General features: G+C 63.0%; 21 protein-coding genes. 13 read left to right on the top strand and 8 right to left on the bottom strand.

All coding sequences use genetic code 11. From position 1 onward, the window contains the following. Positions 1 to 90: 90 nt before the first annotated feature. Positions 91 to 654 carry a pseudouridine synthase gene (locus ACP7DW_RS06645; protein ID WP_426054831.1) on the bottom strand — a complete coding sequence of 188 codons (564 nt, stop codon included), beginning with the start codon at positions 652 to 654 and terminating at the stop codon, positions 91 to 93. A 290-nt stretch (positions 655 to 944) separates the two neighbouring features. Between ACP7DW_RS06645 and icd the strand changes: the two genes are divergently transcribed. Next, complete coding sequence (gene icd / locus ACP7DW_RS06640; RefSeq protein WP_101484375.1) at positions 945 to 2,198, top strand: NADP-dependent isocitrate dehydrogenase; 1,254 nt, start codon at positions 945 to 947, stop codon at positions 2,196 to 2,198. Positions 2,199 to 2,290: 92 nt separating this feature from the next. Here icd and cspE read toward each other — a convergent pair whose 3' ends face one another. Beyond that, the gene (gene cspE, locus ACP7DW_RS06635; protein ID WP_010395943.1) at positions 2,291 to 2,494 is read right to left on the bottom strand and encodes a transcription antiterminator/RNA stability regulator CspE; all 204 of its coding nucleotides are present in this window, start codon (positions 2,492 to 2,494) and stop codon (positions 2,291 to 2,293) included. Positions 2,495 to 2,815: 321 nt separating this feature from the next. Here cspE and clpS point away from each other — a divergent pair, with 321 nt between their 5' ends. The 3 genes from clpS (at position 2,816) to ACP7DW_RS06620 (ending at position 8,957) form a co-directional block, all read left to right on the top strand. Next, entirely contained in the window at positions 2,816 to 3,118 is a 303-nt protein-coding gene (clpS, locus tag ACP7DW_RS06630) for an ATP-dependent Clp protease adapter ClpS (RefSeq protein ID WP_071078868.1), read from the top strand. Beyond that, complete coding sequence (gene clpA / locus ACP7DW_RS06625; RefSeq protein ID WP_426054832.1) at positions 3,115 to 5,415, top strand: ATP-dependent Clp protease ATP-binding subunit ClpA; 2,301 nt, start codon at positions 3,115 to 3,117, stop codon at positions 5,413 to 5,415. Before clpS ends, clpA begins: the two co-directional genes overlap by 4 nt. A gap of 170 nt (positions 5,416 to 5,585) precedes the next feature. Next, a complete protein-coding gene (locus ACP7DW_RS06620; RefSeq protein WP_426054834.1) occupies positions 5,586 to 8,957 on the top strand; it encodes a S41 family peptidase in 3,372 nt (1,123 codons plus the stop codon). Here ACP7DW_RS06620 and ACP7DW_RS06615 read toward each other — a convergent pair. From ACP7DW_RS06615 to prpR, 4 genes are all read right to left on the bottom strand, one after another. Further along, positions 8,944 to 9,663 (bottom strand): LytR/AlgR family response regulator transcription factor, encoded by a 720-nt coding sequence (locus tag ACP7DW_RS06615; RefSeq protein WP_426054835.1) that lies wholly within the window; start codon positions 9,661 to 9,663, stop codon positions 8,944 to 8,946. The two genes, ACP7DW_RS06620 and ACP7DW_RS06615, sit on opposite strands and share 14 nt — an antisense overlap. Beyond that, on the bottom strand, positions 9,660 to 10,709 hold the full coding sequence (locus ACP7DW_RS06610) for a sensor histidine kinase (RefSeq protein WP_426054836.1): 1,050 nt from the start codon (positions 10,707 to 10,709) through the stop codon (positions 9,660 to 9,662). Before ACP7DW_RS06610 ends, ACP7DW_RS06615 begins: the two co-directional genes overlap by 4 nt. Positions 10,710 to 10,712: 3 nt before the next feature. Then, positions 10,713 to 11,585 carry an alpha/beta fold hydrolase gene (locus ACP7DW_RS06605; RefSeq protein WP_426054837.1) on the bottom strand — a complete coding sequence of 291 codons (873 nt, stop codon included), beginning with the start codon at positions 11,583 to 11,585 and terminating at the stop codon, positions 10,713 to 10,715. A gap of 104 nt (positions 11,586 to 11,689) precedes the next feature. Continuing rightward, on the bottom strand, positions 11,690 to 13,315 hold the full coding sequence (gene prpR / locus ACP7DW_RS06600) for a propionate catabolism operon regulatory protein PrpR (protein ID WP_426054838.1): 1,626 nt from the start codon (positions 13,313 to 13,315) through the stop codon (positions 11,690 to 11,692). A gap of 209 nt (positions 13,316 to 13,524) precedes the next feature. Between prpR and ACP7DW_RS06595 the strand changes: the two genes are divergently transcribed. Continuing rightward, positions 13,525 to 17,187 carry a sensor domain-containing protein gene (locus tag ACP7DW_RS06595; protein WP_426054839.1) on the top strand — a complete coding sequence of 1,221 codons (3,663 nt, stop codon included), beginning with the start codon at positions 13,525 to 13,527 and terminating at the stop codon, positions 17,185 to 17,187. Here ACP7DW_RS06595 and xth read toward each other — a convergent pair. Then, the gene (gene xth / locus ACP7DW_RS06590) at positions 17,184 to 17,948 is read right to left on the bottom strand and encodes an exodeoxyribonuclease III (RefSeq protein WP_426054840.1); all 765 of its coding nucleotides are present in this window, start codon (positions 17,946 to 17,948) and stop codon (positions 17,184 to 17,186) included. The two genes, ACP7DW_RS06595 and xth, sit on opposite strands and share 4 nt — an antisense overlap. Before the next feature lie 570 nt (positions 17,949 to 18,518). Here xth and ACP7DW_RS06585 point away from each other — a divergent pair. From ACP7DW_RS06585 to ACP7DW_RS06570, 4 genes are read left to right on the top strand one after another with little or no spacing between them, the layout of a single operon-like run. After that, complete coding sequence (locus tag ACP7DW_RS06585; RefSeq protein WP_096234395.1) at positions 18,519 to 18,890, top strand: hypothetical protein; 372 nt, start codon at positions 18,519 to 18,521, stop codon at positions 18,888 to 18,890. Between the two features lie 10 nt (positions 18,891 to 18,900). Then, entirely contained in the window at positions 18,901 to 19,089 is a 189-nt protein-coding gene (locus ACP7DW_RS06580; RefSeq protein WP_071078859.1) for a DUF1653 domain-containing protein, read from the top strand. A gap of 32 nt (positions 19,090 to 19,121) precedes the next feature. Beyond that, positions 19,122 to 19,592: a CreA family protein gene (locus ACP7DW_RS06575; protein ID WP_071079295.1), complete on the top strand. Its 471-nt coding sequence runs from the start codon at positions 19,122 to 19,124 to the stop codon at positions 19,590 to 19,592. Between the two features lie 11 nt (positions 19,593 to 19,603). Further along, a complete protein-coding gene (locus tag ACP7DW_RS06570; protein WP_426054841.1) occupies positions 19,604 to 20,137 on the top strand; it encodes a hypothetical protein in 534 nt (177 codons plus the stop codon). A gap of 92 nt (positions 20,138 to 20,229) precedes the next feature. On the opposite strand, the gene ACP7DW_RS06565 is transcribed toward ACP7DW_RS06570, so the two are convergent. Next, positions 20,230 to 21,723: a leucyl aminopeptidase gene (locus tag ACP7DW_RS06565; RefSeq protein ID WP_298413756.1), complete on the bottom strand. Its 1,494-nt coding sequence runs from the start codon at positions 21,721 to 21,723 to the stop codon at positions 20,230 to 20,232. A gap of 67 nt (positions 21,724 to 21,790) precedes the next feature. Here ACP7DW_RS06565 and lptF point away from each other — a divergent pair, with 67 nt between their 5' ends. Genes lptF through ACP7DW_RS06545 form a run of 4 tightly spaced genes read left to right on the top strand, consistent with a single transcriptional unit; the run spans position 21,791 to position 25,471 of the window. After that, positions 21,791 to 22,936: an LPS export ABC transporter permease LptF gene (lptF, locus tag ACP7DW_RS06560; RefSeq protein ID WP_426054842.1), complete on the top strand. Its 1,146-nt coding sequence runs from the start codon at positions 21,791 to 21,793 to the stop codon at positions 22,934 to 22,936. After that, on the top strand, positions 22,933 to 24,102 hold the full coding sequence (lptG, locus tag ACP7DW_RS06555; RefSeq protein WP_096234398.1) for an LPS export ABC transporter permease LptG: 1,170 nt from the start codon (positions 22,933 to 22,935) through the stop codon (positions 24,100 to 24,102). Before lptF ends, lptG begins: the two co-directional genes overlap by 4 nt. Further along, positions 24,102 to 24,509, top strand: a complete 408-nt coding sequence (locus ACP7DW_RS06550) for a sirohydrochlorin chelatase (protein ID WP_282406248.1) — start codon at positions 24,102 to 24,104, stop codon at positions 24,507 to 24,509. Before lptG ends, ACP7DW_RS06550 begins: the two co-directional genes overlap by 1 nt. Continuing rightward, entirely contained in the window at positions 24,506 to 25,471 is a 966-nt protein-coding gene (locus tag ACP7DW_RS06545) for a stealth family protein (protein ID WP_426054843.1), read from the top strand. Before ACP7DW_RS06550 ends, ACP7DW_RS06545 begins: the two co-directional genes overlap by 4 nt. The last annotated feature ends 1 nt before the right edge of the window (position 25,472 follow it).

Here is a 25,472-nt window from a genome sequence, read left to right as displayed (position 1 = left end):
GTTAAGGTCAGATGATTTTAATGCATTATCTAAAAATAAATAGTGCTTATTGGCAAAATTTCAGTGCTGAAGCCACTTTTCTTGTCCTGTTCACGCTTTGCCAATGTTCTCCGCTGGCACTTCGCACCATTCGCCGGGCAGCAGAGGGTGGCTGGCCAGCGAGAACGGGCCGATGGCGCTGCGCACCAGGCGCAGGGTGGGCAGGCCGACGGCAGCCGTCATGCGCCGCACTTGCCGGTTTTTTCCTTCTTTCAACGTGATCGCCAGCCATGAGGTCGGCTTGTCGGCGCGCGCGCGGATCGGTGGGTTGCGCGGCCACAGCCAGTCCGGCTCGGCGATGCGCACGGCCTTGCACGGCTTGGTGACGAAGTCGCCCAGGTCCAGCGGCGCCTGCAGGCGCGCCAGGCTGGCCGCATCGGGCACGCCGTCGACCTGCACCAAATAGGTTTTCGCTTCCTTGCGGTCGGGGTGGCTGATCTCGTGCTGCAGGCGGCCGTCGTCCGTCAGCAGCAGCAAGCCTTCGCTGTCGGCGTCGAGCCGGCCGGCCGGGTAGATGCCGGGAATGGTCAAATGGTCGGCCAGCGTGGCGCGGCCGTCCTGCGGCGAAAACTGGCACAAGACCTGGAATGGTTTATTGAAGAGGATGAGTGGCATGCTGGTCGGGGAATGGAGGTAAGCGGTGGTGGCTGTTGGTCGGCGCCGCAAAAGCGTGGCGCCCTGTAAGATAGTGGTGCATAATGTGAAACACAGTCTTATGTCTTATAGAAGACATAAACGGTATGGCAACGAGGTTCTTTGGCGCCGCAGATGGCCCGGCTGTTCTTTCCCTGCTAAAGTGCGTTGTTGCCACCCTGTTCGGACTTGTTTTTGTAAACTCTGCAACCGCAGAGCGCGTCGCCGGCCCGTGTTGCCCGCCAGCGGTGTGTCCCACTTCGGAGATCACGATGTATCAACATATCACTGTACCTGCTGACGGCCAAAAAATCACCGTCAACGCCGATTTTTCGCTGAATGTACCAGATAATCCCATCGTTCCCTTCATTGAAGGCGATGGCACGGGCATCGATATCAGCCCGGTCATGATCAAGGTGATCGACGCTGCCGTGGCCAAGGCCTATGGCGGCGCGCGCAAGATCAGCTGGATGGAAATCTACGCGGGCGAAAAATCGACGAATGTGTACGGTCCCGATGTGTGGCTGCCGGAAGAAACCCTGGCCGTACTGAAAGATTACGTCGTCTCCATCAAGGGCCCGCTGACCACGCCCGTCGGCGGTGGCATCCGCTCGCTGAACGTGGCCCTGCGCCAGCAGCTCGATCTGTATGTCTGCCTGCGTCCCGTGCGCTACTTCACGGGCGTGCCGTCGCCCGTGAAAGAGCCGGAAAAGACGGACATGGTGATTTTCCGCGAAAATTCGGAAGACATCTACGCCGGCATCGAATACCAGCAAGGTTCGCCCGAAGCGAAGAAATTGATGGATTTCCTGATCAATGAAATGGGCGTGACGAAGATCCGCTTCCCGGCCACGTCCGGCCTGGGCATCAAGCCCGTCTCCATCGAAGGCACCGAGCGCCTGGTGCGCAAGGCCATCCAGTACGCGATCGACAATGACAAGCCATCCGTGACGATCGTGCACAAAGGCAACATCATGAAGTACACGGAAGGCGGCTTCCGCGACTGGGCGTATGCACTGGCGCAAAAGGAATTCGGCGCCGAGCTGATCGATGGCGGTCCATGGTGCAAGTTCAAGAATCCGAAGACGGGCCGCGACATCATCGTCAAGGATTCCATTGCTGACGCGTTCCTGCAACAGATTCTGCTGCGTCCGGCCGAATACAGCGTCATCGCCACCTTGAATCTGAACGGCGATTACATTTCCGACGCGCTGGCGGCGCAAGTGGGCGGCATCGGCATCGCGCCCGGCGCCAATCTGTCCGATTCCGTGGCCATGTTCGAAGCGACGCACGGCACGGCGCCGAAGTATGCAGGCAAGGATTATGTGAACCCCGGTTCCCTGATCCTGTCGGCGGAAATGATGCTGCGCCACATGGGCTGGCTGGAAGCGGCCGACCTGATCATTTCTTCCATGCAAAAATCGATCGCCTCGAAGCGCGTCACCTACGATTTCGCCCGCCTGATGGAAGGCGCGACGCAAGTGTCGTGCTCCGGTTTCGGCCAGGTGATGATCGAGCACATGTAACACGCGGGGCAGGGCAGGGTGCAGCGCACCCTGCGGACGAAAAAAAACCCCGTTCGAAAACGGGGTTTTTCACATCTGAGGGCCGGCGATGCTTAGGCTGCCTGGATGTTGGAAGCTTGCTTGCCTTTAGGGCCTTGCGTGACTTCGAATTGAACTTTTTGACCTTCTTTGAGGGTCTTGAAACCGTTCATGTTGATTGCGGAGAAATGAGCAAACAAATCTTCGCCGCCATCATCTGGAGTGATGAAGCCAAAACCTTTGGAATCATTGAACCACTTAACTGTACCTGTTGCCATAAAAAGAACTTTCAAAATTAAAACAAATCACACGAGCCATAAAAGCAAGAAGCTTCTTGCCCCCTCCTCGACGTCTCACTTCTTATCAAGCTGTACATTACTGCAACAGTCGATACAGCATTGTTGGCGGAATAAATAATGAAGTCAAGCGCTTTTCCATCGATATTGCCAAATTCTTCACGGCAACCAAAAAAGCAACTCTTGATTTTGACAGCAAGGTCGCCATCTGCGCACTATTAAGAAAACGCGTAAGATTGAAAACAATTGGAAAGGCGTAGATATTGCGCATGACAACCACTGTGAAAGCATTAGAATAAGCGTATGGCAACCAAGCATGACTCAGAAACCCTGCTGGAGCGGCAAGTGCTGAAGCCGCCGCCGCTCTATCAGGTAGCCTTGCTCAATGATGACTACACCCCGATGGAATTTGTGGTGGCCATCATTGAGGAGTATTTCAACAAGGACCGTGAAACGGCGACGCAAATCATGCTCAGTGTTCATCGCTACGGCAAAGGAGTGTGCGGCGTGTTCTCTAAAGATATAGCGTGTACCAAAGTGGAGTTCGTTTTAACGCATGCGCGCAAGGCGGGGCACCCCCTGCAGTGCGTGATGGAGGAAGTATGATTGCGCAGGAATTAGAAGTTAGTTTGCACATGGCGTTTGTCGAAGCTCGGCAGGCACGGCATGAATTCATCACGGTTGAGCATTTACTGCTGGCACTGCTGGACAATCCCTCCGCTGCCGAGGTGTTGCGTGCCTGCGCGGTCAATATTGAGGACCTGCGCAAGACCCTCACCAATTTCATCGGCGATAACACGCCGACCGTGCCTGGCACGGGCGAAGTCGACACCCAGCCGACGCTTGGTTTCCAGCGCGTGATCCAGCGCGCCATCATGCACGTCCAGTCCGCCTCGAATGGCAAGAAGGAAGTCACTGGCGCCAATGTGCTGGTGGCCATCTTCGGCGAAAAGGATTCGCATGCGGTCTACTACCTGCACCAGCAGGGCGTGACGCGCCTCGATGTGGTCAATTTTATATCGCACGGCGTGCGCAAGGACCAGTCGACGGAAAGCGCGAAAGCCTCCGAAGGGGTGGAAGACGCGCCCGTCGAGGGCCAGCCGAAGGAAAGCCCGCTCGACCAGTTCACGCAAAACCTGAACAAGGCCGCTGCCGAAGGCAAGATCGACCCGCTGATCGGCCGCGAGGAAGAAGTCGACCGCGTGATCCAGATCCTGTGCCGCCGCCGCAAGAACAATCCGCTGCTGGTCGGCGAGGCGGGCGTGGGCAAGACGGCCATCGCCGAAGGCCTGGCCTATCGCATCACGCAAAGCGACGTGCCGGAAATCCTGCAGAATGCCGTCGTGTATTCGCTGGACATGGGCGCCTTGCTGGCCGGTACCAAATACCGCGGTGACTTCGAACAGCGCCTGAAAGCCGTGCTCAAGCAATTGAAGGACAATCCGAACGGCATCCTGTTCATCGACGAGATCCACACCATCATCGGTGCCGGCTCGGCGTCGGGCGGCACGCTGGACGCCTCCAACTTGCTGAAACCGGCACTGGCGAATGGCCAGCTGAAATGCATCGGCGCGACCACGTACACGGAATTCCGCGGCGTGTTCGAGAAAGACCATGCGCTCTCCCGCCGTTTCCAGAAAGTGGACGTCAACGAGCCGACCGTCGAGCAGACCATCCAGATTCTGCGCGGCCTCAAGTCGCGCTTCGAAGAACATCACGGCGTGAAATACTCGGCTTCGGCCCTGTCGACGGCGGCCGAACTGGCGGCGCGCTTCATCAACGACCGCCATCTGCCCGACAAAGCGATCGACGTCATCGATGAAGCGGGCGCGGCGCAGCGCATCCTGCCGAAGTCGAAGCAAAAGAAAACCATCGGCAAGGCCGAGATCGAGGACATCATCGCCAAGATCGCCCGCATTCCGCCGCAAACGGTCAACCAGGACGACCGCAGCAAGCTGCAGACGATCGACCGCGACTTGCGCAACGTTGTTTTCGGGCAAGATCCCGCCATCGACGCGCTGGCGTCGGCCATCAAGATGGCGCGTGCCGGCCTGGGCAAGACGGACAAGCCGATCGGCTCCTTCCTGTTCTCCGGTCCGACCGGTGTCGGCAAGACCGAGGTGGCCAAGCAACTGGCCTTCATCCTCGGCATTGAGCTGATCCGTTTCGACATGTCGGAATACATGGAACGCCACGCCGTCAGCCGCTTGATCGGCGCGCCGCCGGGCTACGTTGGTTTCGACCAGGGTGGCTTGCTGACGGAAGCGATCACCAAGAAGCCGCATTCGGTCTTGCTGCTCGATGAAATTGAAAAAGCCCATCCGGACATTTTCAATATCCTGCTGCAAGTGATGGACCATGGCACCTTGACGGATAACAATGGCCGCAAAGCCGATTTCCGCAACGTGATCATCATCATGACCACCAATGCGGGCGCGGAAAGCTTGCAGAAAACCTCGATCGGGTTCACCAACTCCAAGCAGGCAGGCGACGAGATGGCCGACATCAAGCGCATGTTCACGCCGGAATTCCGTAACCGCATCGACGCGACCATCAGCTTCCGCGCGCTGGACCAGGACATCATCCTGCGCGTGGTCGACAAGTTCCTGATGCAGCTGGAAGAGCAGTTGCACGAGAAAAAGGTCGAAGCCGTGTTTACCGAGAAGCTGCGTGCTTTCCTCGGCAAGAAAGGCTTCGATCCGCTGATGGGCGCGCGGCCGATGGCGCGCCTGATCCAGGATCTGATCCGCAAGGCCCTGGCCGACGAGCTGCTGTTCGGCCGCCTGGTCAGCGGCGGACGGGTCACCGTCGACCTCGACGACAAGGACCAGGTCTTGCTGGAATTCCCGGAACCGCCAGACGCGGCACCGACGGCAGCGCCGGAAACGGTGGAAGTCGAATAAGCTTCCTGTCGTCAACGAAAAACCCGCCCACGCAAGTGGCGCGGGTTTTTTTACGTTTTTGTGGGCGATAAAGAAGGTTTTCTTTGGTCGTAGTTATGCCAGAATTGCTGTCCGGTATCGACATGATGTCCATGCCGTCCTATCGCCCTGACCGCTATCTGGATGCTCACATGAAAATTTCCCGCAATCTTTCCTTGCTCCTGTTGTCCGCCGGCTTGCTGGGGAGCGCCGCTGCCGCCACCGCGCCTGCCGGCAGCTATTTCCGTTTTCCCGCCGTACGCGGCGACACCGTCGTCTTCACGGCCGAAGGCGATTTGTGGAAAAGCAGCGTGCGCGGTGGCGCGGCGCAGCGCCTGACCACGCATCCCGGCTATGAAACGAACGCGGCGATTTCGCGCGACGGCCTGTGGCTGGCTTTTTCCGCCGCCTATGAAGGGGCGCAGGAAGCGTATGTGATGCCGCTGGCGGGCGGCTTGCCGCGCCGCATTTCCTTTGATAATGGCGGCGTGCTGGTGCTGGGCTGGACGGCGCAGGGCGAAGTGCTGGTCAGCACGCAAAATACGGACGGTCCCGCTTCGCGCCGCATCGTCGCCGCCATCGACCCCGTGAAACAGACGCGGCGCGTGTTTCCCGTGGCCGACGCCAACGACGCCGTGCTCGACGATGCGGGCAAGACGCTGTTTTTCACGCGTTTCGGCCTGGCTGTGACCAACGACAATGTGCGCAACTACCGGGGCGGTGCGCACGCCACGCTGTGGCGCTATGACCTGGACGGCAAGGGCGAGTCCGTGCGCATGCACACGGACCCTGCTGTATTGGCGGGCAACAACAAGCGCCCCATGTGGTGGCAGGGCCGCGTGGTGTACATCAGCGACGCTGGCGGCAGCGACAACCTGTGGAGCATGCTGCCCGACGGCTCCGATCGCCGCGCGCTGACCAGCCACACGCAGTGGGACGTACGCAACGCTTCGCTGGGCGACGGTCGCATCGTCTACCAGCTGGGTGCCGATCTGCATGTGCTGGACCTGAACGCGCCCGGCGCCGGCGAGTCGCAGGCGCTGGCCATCAGCCTCGTGTCCGACTTCGACCAGCAGCGTGCGCGCCAGATCCGCTCGCCGCTCGATACCTTGAGCAACGTGCAGCTGTCGGGCAAGGATGAGCGCATCATCCTCACGGCAAGAGGCCGCGTCAGCATCGCCGGCACGGGCAGCCTGCGCCGCGTCGATATCGCCATTCCCGAAGGGGCGCGGGCGCGCGATGCCGTCTTTTCCAGCGACGAAAAATCCGTGTTCGCCATCGTCGACACGAGCGGCGAGAACGAAATCTGGAAGTACGCCGCCGATGGTTCGGGCAAGGGCGAGCAACTGACGACGCAGGGCGACAACCACCGCTGGAAGCTGTACCCATCGCCGGACGGGCGCTGGCTGGCGCACACGGACAAGAAGGGCCGTTTCTGGCTGCTGGACCTGGCCACCAGGGGCAATCAATTGATCGACGACGCGGGCAAGGCGGGCGTGGACAAGCACGACGAAGTGCAATGGTCGCCCGACAGCCGCAACCTGGCCATCGTGCGCGTGGCCAGCAACGAGCAGCGCGAGCAGATCGGTTTGTACAACCTCGCCTCGAAACAGCTGCAATTCGTCACCAGCGACCGCTACACGTCCGCTTCGCCCGTATTTTCGCCGGACGGGCGCTGGCTGTACTTCATGTCGGCGCGCAATTTCCAGCTGGCCAACGGGTCGCCGTGGGGCGACCGCAACATGGGGCCCGTGTTCGACAAGCGCATCGGCGTGTATGCGCTGGCGCTGCAGCCGGGCAACCGTTTCCCGTTCCAGCCCGATGATGAGCTGAGCCGTCCGGGAGTGAAACCGGCCGAGACGGACGATGAAAAGGCGGCCGAACTGGCGGCGGAAAAGGCGCTGGAGAAAGCCGGCGGCAAGACGAGCGTGAAGAAAGCGCCGGCGGCGCTGCCGGACGTCGTCTTCAAGGGACTGGCCGAGCGCCTGTATGAAGTACCGCTGGCGGCGGGCAATTACAGTGCGCTGGCCATGGATGACAAGCGCCTGTATTTCCTTGAGCGCGACAGCGGCGAGAACAAGTCCAGCCTGAAGACCTTGGCCATCGGCAATACCGGCTCCAAGCCGGAACTGCTGGTGGCCAATGTGCGCGAATTCGACCTGGCGCAGGATAAAAAGCATTTGTACTACCGTACTGCAGCGGCCACCGGCCCGGGCGAGATGCTGGTGATCGAGGCGGGCGCCAAGCTGCCATCCGACCTGTCGAAGGCGAAAGTAAAAGTCGACGACTGGACGTTTGTGTCGAATCCACGCCTGGAATGGAAGCAGATGTTCAACGACGCCTGGCGCTTGCACCGCGATTTCCTGTACGACGCGAAGATGCGCGGCGTGAACTGGAAGGCGGCGCGCGACAAATATGCGCCGCTGGTCGAGCGGGTCACGGACCGCGCCGAACTCAATGACGTGCTGGGCATGATGGTGGCCGAAGTGGGCGCCCTGCATTCGCAGATCCGTCCCGGCGAGTTGCGCCGCACGGAACAGGAAGGCACGCCGGCCGGCCTGGGCGCCGTGCTGGCGCGGACAAACGAGGGCTATCTGGTCGAGCATGTCTACCGCAGCGAAGCGGAATTGCCCTCGGCGCGCGCGCCTCTGTCGCGTCCCGAGGTGGACGTGAAGGCGGGCGACGTGATCACGGCCGTCAACGGCAAGGACGTCTTGGCCGCGCGCGATATCAGCGACCTGCTGCTGAACCAGGCCGACAAGCAGGTGCTGCTGCAGGTCCAGCGAGGTAAAGGTGCGCTGCGCGCCGTCATCGTCACGCCCGTCAACATGGCGAAACAGACGGCGCTGCGCTATGGCGACTGGGAATTGAGCCGCGCCGAGCAGGTGGCTGCCGCCTCGCAAGGGCGCATCGGCTACCTGCACCTGCGCGCCATGGGCGCGAACGACATCGCCTCGTTCGCGCGCGATTTTTACGCCAACGTCAACCGCGAAGGCCTGATCATCGACGTGCGGCGCAATAACGGCGGCAATATCGACAGCTGGATCATCGAAAAACTGCTGCGCAAGGCCTGGGCCTACTGGGCGCCGCCGGGCGTGCAGCCATCGTCGAACATGCAGAACACCTTCCGCGGCCACCTGGTGGTGCTGGTCGATGAACTCACGTATTCGGATGGCGAGACTTTCGCCGCCGGCATCAAGGCATTGAAACTGGCGCCGCTGGTAGGCAAGCGCACGGCCGGCGCCGGCGTCTGGCTGAGCGACAATACGCGCCTGGCCGATAATGGCATGGCGCGCGTGGCGGAAAACGGCCAGTTCGGCATCGATGGCCAGTGGCTGATCGAAGGCGTGGGCGTGGTGCCGGATGTCGAGGTGGAGAACCCGCCGCACGCCACCTTCGCCGGCGCCGACCGCCAGCTGGAAGTGGCGCTCGACATGCTGGCGAAAAAGCTCAAGGAGCAGCCGCGTCCCGCCTTCCAGGCGCAGCCTATCCCCGCGCTGAAGCAGGGGGCTACAGTCCGGTGACGGCCTTGAACTGCTGCGCGCGGCGGCGTGATACCTCCACCACGCTGCCGTCCAGCAGGTGCAGGTCGAGGCCATCGGCCGCATTCGGCGCCACTTGCGCCACCTGCGCCAGGTTGACGATCTGGCGCAGGTTGGCGCGCAAGAACAGGGTGGGGTCGAGCTTTTCTTCCAGCTGGTTCAGAGTGCGCAGCATCAGCGGCTGCTGCGCGCCGAAATGCACGCGCGTGTAGTTGCCTTCCGATTCGAGCAGGCGGATATCGTCAAATGCGACAAACCAGCAGCGGTCCCCATCCTTGATGAAAACCTTGCGCGGCGCGGGCGTCGGCATGGCTTGCGCCCGCGCGCCGGCACGCGCCAGGGCCGTGGCCAGGCGTGCCGCCTGCACGGGTTTTTGCAGGTAGTCGAGGGCGCTCACTTCAAACGCCTGCAGCGCGTACTGGTCGAAGGCCGTGCAAAAGATGACGTCGGGTGCATCATCGAGCGCGGCCAGCAGGTCGAAGCCGGAGCCGCCCGGCATCTGCACGTCGAGCAGCAGCAGGTCGGGCCGCAGCTTGCCGATCTGCGCGATGGCGTCGGCCGCGCTGGCCGCCTCGCCGACGATCTCCACGGCGCCGCGCTGCACATGCGGCGCCAGCAGCCGCCGCAGCTCGGCGCGCGCCAGGCGCTCGTCATCGACCAGCAGTACCTTGAGCGGCTGGCCGTTCATATTTTCTCCGGCAAATGGATGGTGGCATATACCCAGCCCGCCTGCTGGCGCAGTTCCAGGCTGGCGTGCTCGCCGCAGGCCAGCTGCAAACGCTGGCGCGCATTGCGCAAGCCGATGCCGGTGGAGCCGGACGCGCTGCGCAGCTCGCCCGTGTTGGCCACCTCGATCTGCAGCGCGTTCATGCCAGCGCTGCGCTGCGCCGTGATGCGGATGTCGCCGCCATCGGCGCTTGTTTCCACGCCATATTTGACGGCGTTTTCCACCAGCGTTTGCAGGGCCATGGGCGGCACTTGCACGTGATCGGTGCCGGGGGGGATGTCGAAGCTGACGCGCAGCCGATCCTCGAAGCGACTCTGTTCGATCGCCAGGTAGGCGCGCACGGCGTCCAGTTCGGCCGACAGCGGCACCGTCGCATGCTGGCTGGACTGCAGCGCGTGGCGCATCAGGTTGGCCAACTGGTCGATCATCTGCGCGGCCGCCTCGCGGTCTTCGAAGATCAGGGCGCGCACGCTATTGAGGCTGTTGAAGAAAAAATGCGGATTGACTTGCGCTTGCAGTGCGCGCAACTGGGCGTCCTTGGCCAGCACTTCCAGGCGCAGCGCCTCGGCCTCGAAGCGGCTGGCGCGGCGCAGCGACAGCGCGGTGAAGTAGAACACCGTCCAGGTCAGAAATACCCCGAACCAGAACAGCAGCGCGCCGGGCAGCCAGGCGATGCCGCGGATGGCGTCGGGAGGATACATGACGTGGAAGGCTGCCGTCACGCTGGCCGTCTGGATGGCGGCCAGCACGATCAGTGACGGCACGATGCGCTTCCAGCGCAAGCCGTTCGCAGCCCAGCCGCGCCGGCGCAGGACGCCATGCCACAGGTGCGACAGCAGCAAGCCGCCCAGGGAACCCCAGCTGGCAATCGTCACGACGATGCGCAGCTGTGTGGAGCCGCCATACACGCTATTGAACAAGGTGAGCGCGCCCCAGCCGGCCAGCTGGAAGGCCCAGTACCAGTTGATCCGGGCCAGCGGCGGCGGCCGATGCAAGGGCGCGTTCACTGCCTAGTCCAGGAACTGTTCGATGCGCGCATACATCCAGTCCGGCTGGTCATACATGATGAAGTGGCGCGCCGTGTCGGCCAGCGCGACTTTTACGCCCGGCAGCTGTGCATACTGTTGCTGAAAGGTCGCTTCGATGGCGGCGCGCGGCGCGTAATCCTTGTAGGCGATCCAGGTGCCCAGCACCAGCGTGGGCGACTGCACTTTCGCCACGTCCTGGCGCAGATCGCTGGCCATCAAGGTGCCCATGGCCTTGATCACGGTCTCGCGGTCCGAGCGCTGGCCCCAGCCGATGATGCGCTCCACGTCGGCCGGCGCGCTGGCCATGCCGGCGACGGTGCGGCGCTGGCTGGCGCTGGAGCTGGCCGCATCCTGCGCGCGCATGGCCGATTGCATCTGGCTTGACATGGCTTGCAGCTGTTCCGGCGTGGCGTTTGGCATCTGCGTCGCGCCGAGCGCCGGCAGCGAGTCGACGATCAGCAGCTTGCCCGTCTGGGCCGGATGGTCGATGGCCATTTTCAACGCCAGGAAGCCGCCCAGGCTATGCCCGATGATGGCCGGCCGGCCCAGTTTTTGGGTGCTGATGTAGTCGGCCAGTTGCTGCTCCGCCTGCGCCAGCAGGTCGCCTTCGATGGGCGCCACGCCGGCAAAGCCGGCCAGGGTCAGCACATGGCAGGCGCGGCCTGTTTTCGGTCCGCACAGGCGCGCCACCGTGCCTTGCCAGACTTCGCCCGAGGATGCCAGGCCGGGAATCAGGATCAACGGGCGGCCTTGTCCCGTGACGTCGACCGTGAACGCCGTTGGCGTGGCCGCGTGGGCGGCGCCTGTCAGCAGTGCAATGGCAAGCAAGGTCAATGCGGATATCATTTTTTTCATGGTGTGTTTCCTCCTTGACGACGATGCTAGCGGGCCAGGCGGCCCGCCGCCAGCACTGCGGGATGAGCGGCGGCAGACAGGGATGAGCGGCCCTGTTCCCCTCCTCAGCCGGCGCGCAGGCGGCGCCACAGCGTGGTGCGGCTGATGCCGAGGTAATGGGCGGCCGCGTCGCGGCGCCCGCCGAAGCGCGCCAGTACGGCGCTGGCGCTTTCGTCTTCCGGGGGCGGCGGTGCGGCGGCAGCCGGTGCCGCCAGCACGGTGGGCGCGGTGGCGCCGTGGGCCAGTTCCGGCGCCACGCCCAGCACGAAGGCGGGCGTCAGCGCCTGCAGCGGTTCGGCGGCCAGGAACAGCGCCAGGCGCTCGGCCAGGTTGCGCAGTTCGCGCACGTTGCCGGGCCAGTCGTAGCGGCGCAGCAGCGGTGCGCAAGCCTGGATTTCCGCGTGCAGGTTGGGATGCGGCCGCGCGCCCAGCGCGGCCAGCGCGTTTTTCAGCGACCATTCGGTCAGGCCCGGAATATCGCTGGCGCGTTCGCGCAAGGCGGGCAAATGCAGGCGCAGCACGGCCAGGCGGTAGAACAGGTCGGCGCGGAAGCGTCCTTCGCGGATGCGCTGCTCCAGGTCGCAGTGGGTGGCGCTGATGATGCGCACGTTGATGGCGATGGGCCGCGTGCCGCCCACGCGCACCACTTCGCGCTCTTCAAGCACGCGCAGCAGCCGCGTTTGCAGGGCCAGCGGCATTTCGCCGATTTCATCGAGGAACAGGGTGCCGTGGTTGGCCGCCTCGAACAGGCCCGCGTGGCCGCCCCGGCGCGCGCCCGTGAAGGCCCCGTCCTCGTGGCCGAACAGTTCCGATTCCAGCAATGACTCGGCGATGGCGCCGCAATTGATGGCGATGAAGGGCCGGTTCGCGCCCAGGCTGCGCGGGCTTTCGCGGTGGATGGCCTGCGCCACCAGCTCCTTGCCGCTGCCCGTTTCGCCCTGGATCAGCACCGTCGCCGGCGAGCGGGCGTATAGCACCACCGACTGGCGCAGCGCTTCCATCGCTTCCGATTCGCCGCGCAAATCGTGCAAGCCGTGGCGCGCGCGCAGGGTGTCGGCCACCACCGCGCGCCGTCCCCGGTTCGATTCGATCTGCGTCAGGCGGGCCAGTTCCAGCGCGTCGTCGAAGGCGCGCCGGATGGCCGTGGCCGAATACACGAAGACGGCGGCCAGTCCTGCCTCCTCGGCCAGGTCGGTGACGAGGCCCGCGCCGACGACGGCTTTGACGCCGGCCGCCTTCAGTTCGTTGATCTGCGCGCGCGCGTCTTCCTCGGTGGCGTAGGTGCGCTGGGCAATCTGGAAGCCGAAGGTGGCGGCAAATTCGGCCAGTTCCGGCATCGGGTCCTGGTAGGTGACGACGCCGATGTCCGGCGAGATGCGCCGCGCGCGCGCCAGCGCCTGCATCACGTCGTAGCCGCTGGCCTTGGCGATGATGACGGGTACCGACAGCCGGCCTTTCAGGTAGGCGCCGTTCGAGCCGGCCGCGATGACGGCGTCGCAGCGCTCGGTGGCCATGCGTTCGCGGATGTGGCGCACGGCGTCGTCGAAGCCCAGGTTGATCGGTTCAATCGTCGCAAGGTCGTCGTATTCGAGCGTGATGTCGCGGAACAGGTCGAACAACCGCGAGACGGAGACGGTCCAGATGACGGGTTTGTCGCGGTGGTCGAGCGGAGGTTGGGGAGGGCGGCGCATGCTTTATTCTAAACGATTTGTTTCATTTTCTTGCCATGCAACGCCGGTGCAACGAGCGTGTTGCAAGTGGTCTGTGGTGTTTCAGGTATTGCCAATAAGGAATATGAAAAAACCCCGGGAAACTGGTTTATGATCTAACAGCACTATGATGCCTGACGAATATATTGTTCAGGTGCATTCCGACCGCTACCAACCGACCCATGGTGTCCATGAACCGCGTACCGAGCAGTCCCGATTTCATCGCCGATGCCTTGCAGCTGATCGCCTTGCCCGCCTGCGCCTGCGATGCCTGCGGCGTGGTGGTCGCGGTGAATGGCGCCTTGAGCGCCTTGCTGGGCAGGGATGTGTCGGGCCGCCTGCTGGCCGACTGTTTTACGGATGCCTACCGCGCGTCGAGTACCAGCATGCTGCGTGGCGCGCTGGGTGCGGCCGGGCGCGAGCGGCACTGGGACAGCAGCCTGGAGGGAATCGATGCGGCCATCGCCGTGCAGGTGTGGGCCAAGCCGCTGCCGGTGGGCGATGGCTTGCCGGGCGCGACCCTGGTGTTTGCCGACATCCGCGTGCAGCAGCGCGACCAGCAAGCCTTGCGCAAGACCTTGCTGGAACAGCAGGCCATCCTGGAAAGCGCGGCCGTCGGTATCGTGTTTTCCAGGGGCGGCTTCATCGAGGAGTGCAATATTCGCGCCGCCGAGATGCTCGGCTATGCGCGCCACCAGTTGACGGGTATGCCGGGCGCGGTGCTGTACCGTTCCGCCGAGCATTGCCGCATCCTGGGGCTGGAAGCGGCGCCGTTGCTCTCCAAGGGCAAGCCATACCGCACCGAACTGGAATTGCGGCGCCAGGATGGCACGCTGTTCTGGAGCCGGCTGCATGGGCGCGCCGTCGATCCCTTGAATACCCATGACGGCACGGTCTGGATCATCGAAGATATCAGCGACCACCGGCGCGATGAAGACCAGCTGCGCCGCGCCATGCTGGAAATGCAGGCCGTGATGGACAACGCGCCGCTGGCCATCGGCTTCCAGCGCGACAAGGGCGTGCTGCGCTACAACCGCCGCTTCGCCGAATGCTTCGGCTTTGATGGCGACAGCGGCGTGGGCCTGGCCGTCGCCGACCTGTACCCGTCGCGCGCGGCCTACGAGAACGTGGTGCGGCAAGCATCGCCTCTGCTGCGGCGCGGCCAGCCGTTCCAGGGCGAGATGGAGATGCGCCGCCGCGACGGCTCCACGTTCTGGGCGCTGGCGTATGGCTACGTGCTGAACCCGGAGAGCCAGACCGACCGCGGCTTGCGCGACACGATCTGGCTGTTCGACGATCGCAGCGCACAGAAGGCGGCCGAGGAGGCCACGCGCCAGCTGATGCTGGAGCAGCAGGCCATCCTCGACAATGCGTCCGTCGGCATCCTGTTTTCGCGTTCGCGCCTGGTCTTGCGCTGCAATCCCCGCTTCGCTGAAATGTTCGGCTACGCGCAGGAGGAGATGACGGGCCTGCCCGCCGCCGAGCTGTTTCCCTCACCGGCCGCCTACGCAGCATTTGGCGTGCAAGCCAGGCCGCTGCTGGGGCAGGGCTTGCCGTACGAGCGCGATGAGGCGTTGTTCCGCCGCCGCGATGGCAGCCTGTTCTGGTGCCGCATCCGCGCCAAGGCCGTCGACCAGGAGCATAGCGAGCAGGGCACCATCTGGATACTCGAAGACGTCACGGACAGCCGCCAGGCGCAGATGGAAGTGGCGGCCATCATGACGAATGCCTCGGTGAGCATCCTGTATACCAAGAACCGCCAGATCACGCGCTACAACCTGGGCTTTGCCGCGATGTTCGGCTACAGCGGCGACGAGGCGCTGGGCCTGCCCGGGCGCGCGCTGTACGTGTCGCAGCAGTCCTACGAGTTGCTCGGCGCGGCGGCCTTCCCCTTCCTGTCGGTGGCCAAGCCGTTCCAGACGGAAGTGGAAATGATGCGCCGCGACGGCACGACCTTGTGGGCGCAGCTGATCGCCTATGTCGTCAATCCGGACGATCCCGCCGCCGGCACCATCTGGATCATCGAGGACCGCACGGAAGCGAAGCGCGCCGAAGAATCCTTGCGCAATGCGCTGCTGGAAAACCAGGCCATCCTCGACAGCGCCGTGCTGGGCATCTCGGTGGTGGAGGGCGGCTACAATTTGCGCGCCAACAGCAAGATGGAGGAGCTGTTCGGCTATGGACCCGGCGAGATCAACGGCCTGTCGGTGCAGGCCCTGTATCCGGACGTGGCCGCGTGGAAGACGGCACGCGGCGAGACGGCGCGCGACTTCGCGGCCGGCAGGGTGCACATGTCGGAATACCAGCTGGTGCGCAAGGATGGCAGCCGCTTCTGGGCGCGCCTGTCCGGCCGGCCGTTCGACCTGGCGCATGCGCATGGCCGTTCCGTGTGGCTGGTCGACGACGTGACGGCGCGCCGCGAGGCGGCCGAGGCGGTTCGCCGCGCGCGCGACGAACTGGAACTGCGCGTGCACGAACGCACGGCCGAACTGGCCGGTGCCAATCTGCTGCTGCAGGGCGAGATCGCCGAGCGGCGCCAGGCCGAGGCGCGCGTGCACCACATGGCTTACCACGACAACCTGACGGGCTTGCCGAACCGCGCCCTGCTGTCGGACCGGCTGGAACGGGCCATGCTGGCCGCGCAGCGCTCCGGGCGCAAGCTGGCCGTGATGTTCATCGACCTGGACCGTTTCAAGACCATCAACGATTCGCTGGGCCACATGACGGGCGACGTGCTGCTCAAGGACGTGGCCGCCCGGCTGTGCCGCGCGGTGCGCGCCAGCGACACGGTGGCGCGCCTGGGCGGCGATGAATTCGTCGTCCTGGTGCCGGGCATCCGCGACACCGACGAGGCGGCGCGCGTGGCCGAGAAGGTCATCGAGGCGCTGACGCCCGCCTTTCCGCTCGATGGCCACGTGCTGCACGTGACGCCGTCCATCGGCATCTGCGTGTATCCGGACGATGGCGGCGATGTCGACGCCCTGATGCGCCATGCCGATGCGGCCATGTACCACGCCAAGGGCAATGGCCGCAATAACTACCAGTTCTTCACACAGACGATGAACCAGGCGGCGGCCCTGCACTTCGACCTGGAAAGCAGCTTGCGCACGGCGCTGGCGCTGCAGCAGTTCGAACTGTTTTACCAGCCCATCATCGATATCGCCACGCGCCGCCTGCATGGCATGGAAGTGCTGCTGCGCTGGCGCCGCCCTGGCCAAGGCCTGGTGCTACCGGACCGCTTCATTCCCATCATGGAGGAAAACGGCTTGATCGTGCCGGTGGGCGAATGGGTCATGCGCCAGGCATGCGAGCAAAGCATGGCCTGGCAGCGCCAGGGCTTGCAGCCCGTGCCCCTGGCGGTGAACTTGTCGCCGCGCCAGTTCATGCACAAGGGCCTGGTGGCGGCCATCGGCGACGTGGTGCGGGAAACGGGCATCGATCCGGCGCTGCTGGAATTCGAGATCACCGAGACGGCGCTGATGCAGCACGGCGAGCATACGCTGGAGATTTTGCGGCAGATCAATGGCATGGGCCTGCGCTTGTCGATCGACGATTTCGGCACCGGCTATTCCAGCCTGGCTTACCTGAAGCGCTTCCCCGTGAAAAAGGTCAAGATCGACCGTGCCTTCATCAAGGACCTGGAACACAGCGCGGAAGACCGCGCCATCGTGGCGGCCATCATCGCGCTGGCCGACAGCCTGCAATTGTCGACCGTGGCCGAGGGTGTGGAGACGGAAGAACAGTTCGCCCTGCTGCAGGCGAACGGCTGCCGCTATGCGCAGGGCTATCTGTTTTCCGCGCCCGTACCTGCCGTGAACGCGCAGGCCTTGCTGGAGCGGCTTGCCGTTAGTTAGTCAATCGTCGCCACGACCGGCGCATGGTCGGACGGCTGTTCCCATTTACGGGGCACGCGGTCGATCACGCACGCCGTGCAGCGGCCAGCCAGGGCGGGCGAAAGCAGGATGTGGTCGATGCGCAGGCCCTTGTTCAGGCGGAAGCCCAACTGGCGGTAGTCCCACCAGCTGAACGATTTTTCCGCCTGTTCGAACAGGCGGAAGGCGTCCGTCAGGCCGATGTCGAACAGGCGCTGCAGCGCGGCGCGTTCCTGGTCCGAGACCAGCACCTGACCGGCCCAGGCGACAGGGTCGTGCACGTCGCGGTCGTCGGGGGCGATATTGTAGTCGCCGACGACGGCCAGCTGCGGGTGCTGCAGCGCTTCTTCGGCCAGCCAGTCGTGCAGGGCGGCCAGCCAGCCCAGCTTGTACTCGTACTTGTCCGAGTCGACGCTCTGGCCGTTCGGCACGTAGGCGCAGACGACGCGGACGCCACCGATCGTCGCGGCCAGGATGCGCTGCTGCGCATCTTCATAGCGGGGATTGTTCTTCACCACGTCGGTGATCGGCAGCTTCGACAGGATGGCCACGCCGTTGTAGGTTTTCTGGCCGCTGAAGACCACCTGGTAACCAGCCGCCTCGATCTCGGCGACGGGGAACTTGTCATCCGTGAGCTTGGTCTCTTGCAAGCAGAGTATGTCGACCGGATTGTCGGTCAGCCACTGCAGCACTTGCGGCAGGCGCACTTTGAGTGAGTTGACGTTCCAGGTGGCGAGTTTCATGGGAAAAATCCTTGCTTGAATAGGTATCGATAAGCGCGAATCTTACCGCATGCGTGTCGCCGGCGTGCTGCCCGCCGCTTGTCGCGCAAGCACCTTATTTTCCTACAGGGAAAAAGAGTGCTCATAAAGTATTTATTTTTAGCCAATCGTAGCGCATGAATATTATGTTTTTGTGTATGATTGATCAACCCCTATGTTTGATTTGGCATAAATGGCTGGCGTGGCAGGCTGCGTCTCGCCGTTTAACGCGACAAAGGTGTAAAGTTTCTCGCTGAAACGCGATAAAAACTACTAAAATGGCACAATGTAACAACTGTGTCACACGGCTTTGTTGCAGCCAAGTTGAGAACCGAACAGGAAGCAGTTGTAATTAGTTGTAATTGCTATTCCGATTACATGACCACTGTGCCGGGGCGGAGCGTCAATTCCGTTTCCGGCGCCGCCAGACTTGTTATATAAATTGCAGTACTATATCTATGAGACTGTTTTGCGACATCAATAGATGGTACTATTTTGAAATGTTGCAGTTTTAATAGTGAGACTTGCGCGTAGCATTTGCAAAGGAAGAAAATGCGAACTGCATTTGAAGCGTGGGCGCAGCGTGACGGCCACATTGTGCGGCGAAGAGAAGACAAACCGGATGAGTACCTGATTTTCGAAACCCAGCGTCGCTGGGTTATCTGGCAGGCAGCTCTGACGCATGGCAAGACGGCGGCCAAGCCGCGCGTGAGCGCGGCCGAAAAGGCGGCGAAAGCCCAGCGCGCGCTGGAAATGTCCTCCGATGAGGCGACCGTGCGCAACAAGGTGCTCAATGAAGTGCTCGACGCCTTCAGCGGCGCCGATGGCGCTGCCGGCATGGAAGGCATACTGAAAGTGATCCAGGGCCTGAAGATGAAGCAGAAGGCACTGGCCGACGACAAGAGCGAAGATTCAACGGCTTGAGGGGACGGCGATGCGTTATCGACACTACAAGGGCGGTATTTATGAACTGGTGTGCGAAGCCACGCTGGAAGCGGATCTGACGCCGATGATCGTGTATCGCGCCGCGGACGGTTCCATCTGGACCCGGCCGAAAGACGTGTTCTTTCAACTGATCGAAGTCGACGGCGTCATGGTCCAGCGTTTCGCTCCCATCAACTGATGGCCGCCTGCGTGCGTGCCCGGGATTATTTCATGCGTAAACTGCTGCCTGCCGCGTTGGTGCTGGGCTTTGCCTGCACCGCGGCGCATGCCGAAACCATCGGTTCGGTCGACACGGTGTTCAAACTGATCGGCCCTGACCACAAGATCGTCGTCGAAGCCTACGACGATCCGCGTGTCGCTGGCGTGAGCTGCTATCTGTCGCGCGCCAAGACCGGTGGCATCAAGGGCGCCGTCGGCCTGGCTGAGGACAAGGCCGATGCGGCCGTCGCCTGTCGCCAGGTGGGGCCGCTGCAATTCAAGGGCAAGCTGCCGCGCCAGGAAGAAGTGTTTACAGAGCGCGCCTCGATCTTCTTCAAGCATGTGCGCGTGGTGCGCATGGTCGACAGCAAACGCAATGCGCTGGTCTACCTCGTGTATTCCGACCGCCTGATCGAGGGCAGCCCGAAAAACAGCGTCACCGCCGTCGCCGTGCCCGGCGACCAGCCGATTCCCGTCCGTTAAGCGAGCTACCCATGCGTGTGCCGCTGTCTGCCCCGCTTGCCGCCTTTGCCGCCGGGGCGCTGCTGTTCGCTCTGGGCGGCTGCGCCACCTTGACCGGCAATACCGAGCAGATGGTGCTGGTGCATACCATTCAGGACAACCGCGAGCTCAATGGCGCCGGCTGTATCCTCAGTAACGACGTGGGCAAGTGGTTCGTCACCACGCCGGGGCGCATTACCATCCGCAAGAGCCAGGAGCCGCTGAAGGTCGATTGCCGCAAGTACGGTTCACCCGCCATCGCCACGGACGACCACATCGACCCCAAGCTCAATGCCAGCGTCTGGGGCAATGTCATCCTGACCCTGGGCGTCGGCTATTTCGTCGACCGCAACACCGGCGCCGGCTTCGACTATCCATCGATTTTGACCATCGTCATGCAAGACCCGGCGCGCCTGGCGCCACCGCCCGCGCCAGTTTCCGCGCCGCCGCCGGCGGCCGCCGTGCCGGAAACGGTGGTGCAGCCGAAGGTGGCGCCATCGCCTTTGCCCAATCCCGTCGTCTACTGATTCACTTACACATAAAAAAGCCGCCAGGTCAGTGACCATGGCGGCTTTTTTGCGACGCCGATAGCGCAGGGCGCTACCGGCAAGGCATCAATTTAGACCCGGTTGATCAGGAACGTCGTCAAGAGCGGCACTGGACGGCCGGTCGCGCCTTTTGCGCCGCCCGATTTCCATGCCGTGCCGGCGATGTCCAGATGCGCCCAGGTGTACTTCTTGGTGAAGTTTTCCAGGAACGCCGCTGCCGTCACCGAACCGCCGCCTGGCGTGCCGATGTTGGCCAGGTCGGCGAAGTTCGACTTCAGCTGCTCGTTGTAGGCTTCTTCGATCGGCATGCGCCATGCCGTGTCGCTCGACTGTTTGCCCGCTGCCAGCAGTTCATTGGCCAGCAGGTCATGCGCCGCATCGCTGCGCGTAAACAGGCCGCTGTTGTGGTGGCCCAGGGCGACGACGCAAGCGCCCGTCAGGGTGGCGATATCGACCACGGCTGCCGGCTTGAAGCGTTCGGCGTAGGTCAGCGCGTCGCACAGCACCAGACGGCCTTCGGCGTCGGTATTGAGCACTTCGATGGTCAGTCCGTTCATCGAGGTGACGATGTCGCCCGGCTTGGTGGCGCGGCCCGATGGCATGTTTTCGCACGCGGCGATGACGCCGATGACGTTCAGCTTCAGGTTCATTTCGCCGATGGCGCGGAAGGTGCCCAGTACCGAGGCGGCGCCGCACATGTCGTACTTCATTTCATCCATGCCAGGACCGGCTTTGATCGAAATGCCGCCCGTGTCGAAGGTGATGCCCTTGCCAACCAGGACCACTGGCGCATCCTTGGCTTTGCCGCCCATGTGCTTCAGGACGATGAATTTTGGCGGCTGTTCGCTGCCGTTGGTGACGGACAGGAAGCTGCCCATTTTCAGCGCTTCGAGCTGTTTGCGGTCCAGCACTTCGACTTCAAACTTGTAATCCTTGGCCAGCTGCTTGGCCGTGTTGGCCAGGTAGGTCGGGTTGGCGACGTTGGCAGGCAGGTCGCCCAGCTTGCGCGTCAGGTCGGAACCGTTGGCAATGGCGATGGCTTGCGCCAGCGCGCCGCGCGTGGCGCTTGTCGCCGGCGCCGCCAGGACGATCTTGCGCACGCCTGCTGGCGCCGGATCTTTTTTGCTTTTTTGCGAGTCGCAGCGGTATTCGCTGTCGTGGGCGGCTTGCACCACGCAACGGATTGCCCAATTTACGTCGCGCTCTTTCACTTCCGTCAGCGGTAATGCGATAATGGCGTCCGCAGCGCCCAGCGAGCCGAAAGCCTTGAGGGCCGCTTGTACACCGGTAGCGAAGCTTTTTTCGCTGACAGTTTCATCGCTGCCCATGCCTACCAGCAGAACACGTTCGGCGGCGACGCCATCGACTGCGCGCAGCAGCAAGGTGCTGCCTGGCTTGCCGCTGATGTCGCCGGACTTCAGCGCAGCCGAAATCGCACCCTTGCTGTCCAGCGATTTTGCCGCTGGCGACAGTTTTTTGTTTTCGAATACCGCAACCGCGATGCATCCGCTTTTGGCCGTGCCGAGGGTGCTCTTGGTATCGAATGCTTTTATGCTAAAGTCCATTTGGTTCTCCGTTTTCATTTACTAGTAACGTGTTACTCAACTAACTGACCCGAATTATAAACTCCGAATGATCTTTCAACGTGCCCTTCGACGTGAATTGGCTAGTGCCGCCGGGGCCACCTTCACTGTTTTATTCAGCATCCTGCTCACCTGGATGCTGATCGGTATTCTCGGCAAGGCGGCGGGCGGCAAGATTGCGTCGGCCGACGTCATGTCGCTGATGGTTTTTTCCGCCCTGATGCAGCTGCCCACCATCATCATCCTTACCGGTTTCATTTCGGTGCTGATGGTCGTCACGCGCAGCTACAAGGAGTCGGAGATGGTGGTGTGGTTTGCCTCCGGCCTGAGCCTGTCGCGCTGGATCTGGCCCGTGCTCAGCTTCGGCCTGCCGCTGGTGCTGGCCACCGGCGTCCTGAGCCTGTACGCCACGCCGTGGGCGCAAAAGAAAAGCGATGAATATGTGGCGCGCTTTGAAAAGCGCGAAGACCTGCAGAAAGTCACGCCGGGCCAGTTCCGCGAATCGGCCGGCAGCAACCGCATCTTCTTCGTCGAGGGCGTCAGCGGCGAGAAGAATGTGGTGCAAAACGTCTTCGTCAATACCGTCGATGAAAAAGGCAGCGCCGTCGTCGTCGTCGCCAAAGAAGGCGTGATCAATACCGACGCCAAGGGCGAACGCTTCCTGGTGCTCAAGAGCGGCCGCCGCTACCAGGGCGTACCGACGCAGGCGGACTTCCAGACCATGGAATTCGAACAGTACATCATGCGCATCGAGAGCAAGCAGCAGGAACTGGGCGCGGAACTGGGCGTGCGCGCGATGAGCACCATGGCGCTCATCGCCGATCCGAATCCCTACACCATGGCTGAATTGCTGTGGCGCGTCAGTGCGCCGCTGATCGGCCTGATGCTGATCCTGCTGGCCATTCCGCTGGGCTTTGTCAATCCGCGCGCCGGCAGTTCCGCCAACCTGATCGTGGCCCTGCTGATTTTCTTCACCTACAGCAATCTGATCAAGGTCGTCGAAGCGAGCGTGAAACAGGGGCGCCTGACCTTCGGTCTGGCCTGGTGGCCGCTGCACCTGCTGGCGGCACTGGCCGTGGTGGCGCTGTTTGCGTGGCGCCTGAATGTGAATCACCGCTATCATCCGCTGGTCCTGCTGGCGTCCTTCAAGCGCGCGCGCCGCGCCGGCAAACCAAGTAAAGCGGTATCGAAATGAAGATTTTACAGCGCTATTTTGCGGTCTCGATATTCCAGGCGGTGCTGTTCGTGCTGCTGGCCTTCCTGGCACTGCAAGCCTTCATCGACCTGACGGGCGAGCTGCCCAAGGTGGGCCGCAACGGCTACACCATCCAGTATGCCTTCCTGTATGTGCTGGTGCTGGTGCCGGGGCATGTGTACGAGGTGATGCCGATCGCGGCACTGATCGGCACGATCTACACGATGGCGCAGTTTGCGGCCAGTTCCGAATTTACCATCATGCGCGCCTCGAGCATGTCGACGGCGATGGCGGCCGGTTTCCTGTTCCGCATCGGTATCGTCTTCGTCGTCATCACCTTCATCTTTGGTGAGCTGATCACGCCGCGCACCGAGCCGCTGGCCGAACGCCTCAAGCTGACGTCGCGCGGTGCGGCCGTGTCGAGCGAGTTTCGCTCGGGCCTGTGGACCAAGGACATGGTCAAGAGCGACGGCCTGACGGGCACCGTCACCGGTTCGCGCTTTTTCAATGTGGGCGAAGCGCGTCCGGACGGCCAGCTGAAAAACGTCAAGCTGTATGAATTTGATACCGATATGCGTTTGCGCACCCTGACCGTGGCCAAGGGGGCGACATATCAGGGCAATAATATCTGGCGCCTGACCGATGTGACGGAAACCTCGTTCTCGAACAGCGCGGCGACCTCGCCCGGCTTCGAACCGAAGCTGGCGAACTACTTTGGGCAGGAAACGAGCCTGGTGCGTACGGTACAGAGCGCCAGCAAGGACATGACGTCGGAAGTGACGCCGAAGATCCTGACGGTGTCGGCTTCCGATCCCGAGCGCATGTCGGCCAGCGAACTGGCCGTGTACACGCGCCACCTGGCCGAGAACAAGCAGGAAACCGAGCGTTTCCGCATCGCTTTCTGGAAAAAGCTGATCGATCCACTGGCCATCTTCGTGTTGATGGCGCTGGCGCTGCCGTTCGCCTACATGCACACGCGCAGCGGCGGCATCAGCCTGAAGATCTTCATCGGCATCATGATCGGCGTGAGCTTCATGCTGGTCAACACGCTGTTTTCGCATCTTGGGCTGCTCAGCACCTGGCCGGCCTTCCTGACGGCGGTGGCGCCGAGCACCCTGTATCTGCTGCTGGCGCTGGGCGCCTTGTGGTGGGTGGAAAGACACTAATGGAGACGAACGTGCAACAGGCACTGATCTTGTTTGCCCATGGCGCGCGCGCCGCATCGTGGGCCGCGCCCTTCGAGCGCCTGCGCGACCTGACCCAGGCGCGCATGCCCGGCACCAGCGTGCACCTGGCCTTCCTGGAGCTGATGACGCCGCGCCTGCCCGAGCTGGTGGCGACCCTGCTGGCCGAGCTGCCCGCCGGCGCCATCCTGGACATCACCGTGGTGCCCGTGTTCCTGGGGCAGGGCGGGCATGTGCTGCGCGACTTGCCGCTGTTGCTGGAAGAGCTGCGCCAGCAGCATCCGGCACTACGCCTGAAGGTGGTCGAGGCGGTGGGCGAGAACGCCAGCGTACTGGCCGCCATCGCCGATTACTGCGTCGCGGCGCCAGGCTCCAGCATTCTCCCTTGAGCGGCATCGACATCGTCTACCTGTGGGTTGACGGCGCCGATCCCGCCTGGCGCACGCGCCGGCAGCACGCCTATGCCGCCTGGGCGCAGGCGCATCCCGGCCAACTGGCCCTGCATGGCAACGTGGCGGGGCGCTATCGCGACAACGGCGAACTGCGCTACAACCTGCGCGCGCTCGAGCGCTTCTTCCCCGGCCACGGACACATCTACCTGCTGACGGACCGGCAAGTGCCACACTGGCTGCGCGCCTCGCCGCGCCTGACGGTGATCGACCATGCCAGCCTGATGCCCGGCGCCTCCCTGCCCGTGTTCGACTCCGGCCATATCGAATCGTACCTGCACCATATTCCCGGCTTGTCCGAACGCTTCCTGTACCTGAACGACGACGTATTTTTTGGCGCGCCGTTCGAGCCCGCATTCTGGTTCGGGGCGGAAGGGGAGGGGCGTCTGAGTGTGTTTACGGAGAGTGCGCTGCAGCCCGATTTGCAGGGCTTGCGCGCCGACGTGGCGGCGCCCGTCAATTGCGCCACCCTGTCGCGGCAATGGCTGTCGGCGCAGTACGCCGATTACCGGCATGAACCGCGCCTGTATGCGCATGCGCCGCGGCCCATGCTGAAAAGCGCGCTGCAAGCACTGGAAGGGCTGGCGCCGGCCATGTTTGCCAGCGTGCGCGCGACGGTGTTCCGTTCCTGGCAGGTGCCGGCACTGCTGCCCGACCTGGTGCCGCGCTGGATGGTGCATCAGGGACTGGCGCGCTCGCACATGCTCGACCCGCTGCATATCGCCAGCGGCGATGTGGATGCGCCGCAGCAGCTTGAGGAGCTGGCGGCGCGTTTCGGCCGTTTGCCGTTTTTCTGCATCAACGATACCTGCGACGAGGCCGACGATGACGATCCGCGCCTGCAGCGCGTGGCCGCGACCTTGCAGCGGCTGCTGCCGCTGCCATCTTCGTTTGAAACCTGAA

This window comes from Janthinobacterium sp. PSRC1-1, assembly GCF_049897525.1.
Classification (GTDB): domain Bacteria; phylum Pseudomonadota; class Gammaproteobacteria; order Burkholderiales; family Burkholderiaceae_D; genus Janthinobacterium; species Janthinobacterium tructae.
Note: the sequence above shows the minus strand (reverse complement) of the source record. Positions and strands in the feature narration are given on the sequence as shown.

Excerpts from the sequence above, each read along its gene's own strand:
- ACP7DW_RS06585 (WP_096234395.1), top strand. The coding sequence starts at position 18,519 with ATGCGAACTGCATTTGAAGCGTGGGCGCAGCGTGACGGCCACATTGTG.
- xth (WP_426054840.1), bottom strand. The coding sequence starts at position 17,948 with ATGAAACTCGCCACCTGGAACGTCAACTCACTCAAAGTGCGCCTGCCG.
- clpA (WP_426054832.1), top strand. The coding sequence starts at position 3,115 with ATGATTGCGCAGGAATTAGAAGTTAGTTTGCACATGGCGTTTGTCGAA.
- ACP7DW_RS06615 (WP_426054835.1), bottom strand. The coding sequence starts at position 9,663 with ATGAACGGCCAGCCGCTCAAGGTACTGCTGGTCGATGACGAGCGCCTG.
- prpR (WP_426054838.1), bottom strand. The coding sequence starts at position 13,315 with ATGCGCCGCCCTCCCCAACCTCCGCTCGACCACCGCGACAAACCCGTC.
- ACP7DW_RS06645 (WP_426054831.1), bottom strand. The coding sequence starts at position 654 with ATGCCACTCATCCTCTTCAATAAACCATTCCAGGTCTTGTGCCAGTTT.
- ACP7DW_RS06605 (WP_426054837.1), bottom strand. The coding sequence starts at position 11,585 with ATGAAAAAAATGATATCCGCATTGACCTTGCTTGCCATTGCACTGCTG.
- ACP7DW_RS06565 (WP_298413756.1), bottom strand. The coding sequence starts at position 21,723 with ATGGACTTTAGCATAAAAGCATTCGATACCAAGAGCACCCTCGGCACG.
- icd (WP_101484375.1), top strand. The coding sequence starts at position 945 with ATGTATCAACATATCACTGTACCTGCTGACGGCCAAAAAATCACCGTC.
- ACP7DW_RS06580 (WP_071078859.1), top strand. The coding sequence starts at position 18,901 with ATGCGTTATCGACACTACAAGGGCGGTATTTATGAACTGGTGTGCGAA.
- ACP7DW_RS06550 (WP_282406248.1), top strand. The coding sequence starts at position 24,102 with ATGGAGACGAACGTGCAACAGGCACTGATCTTGTTTGCCCATGGCGCG.
- ACP7DW_RS06595 (WP_426054839.1), top strand. The coding sequence starts at position 13,525 with ATGAACCGCGTACCGAGCAGTCCCGATTTCATCGCCGATGCCTTGCAG.
- cspE (WP_010395943.1), bottom strand. The coding sequence starts at position 2,494 with ATGGCAACAGGTACAGTTAAGTGGTTCAATGATTCCAAAGGTTTTGGC.
- ACP7DW_RS06575 (WP_071079295.1), top strand. The coding sequence starts at position 19,122 with ATGCGTAAACTGCTGCCTGCCGCGTTGGTGCTGGGCTTTGCCTGCACC.
- ACP7DW_RS06570 (WP_426054841.1), top strand. The coding sequence starts at position 19,604 with ATGCGTGTGCCGCTGTCTGCCCCGCTTGCCGCCTTTGCCGCCGGGGCG.
- lptG (WP_096234398.1), top strand. The coding sequence starts at position 22,933 with ATGAAGATTTTACAGCGCTATTTTGCGGTCTCGATATTCCAGGCGGTG.
- ACP7DW_RS06620 (WP_426054834.1), top strand. The coding sequence starts at position 5,586 with ATGAAAATTTCCCGCAATCTTTCCTTGCTCCTGTTGTCCGCCGGCTTG.
- clpS (WP_071078868.1), top strand. The coding sequence starts at position 2,816 with ATGGCAACCAAGCATGACTCAGAAACCCTGCTGGAGCGGCAAGTGCTG.
- lptF (WP_426054842.1), top strand. The coding sequence starts at position 21,791 with ATGATCTTTCAACGTGCCCTTCGACGTGAATTGGCTAGTGCCGCCGGG.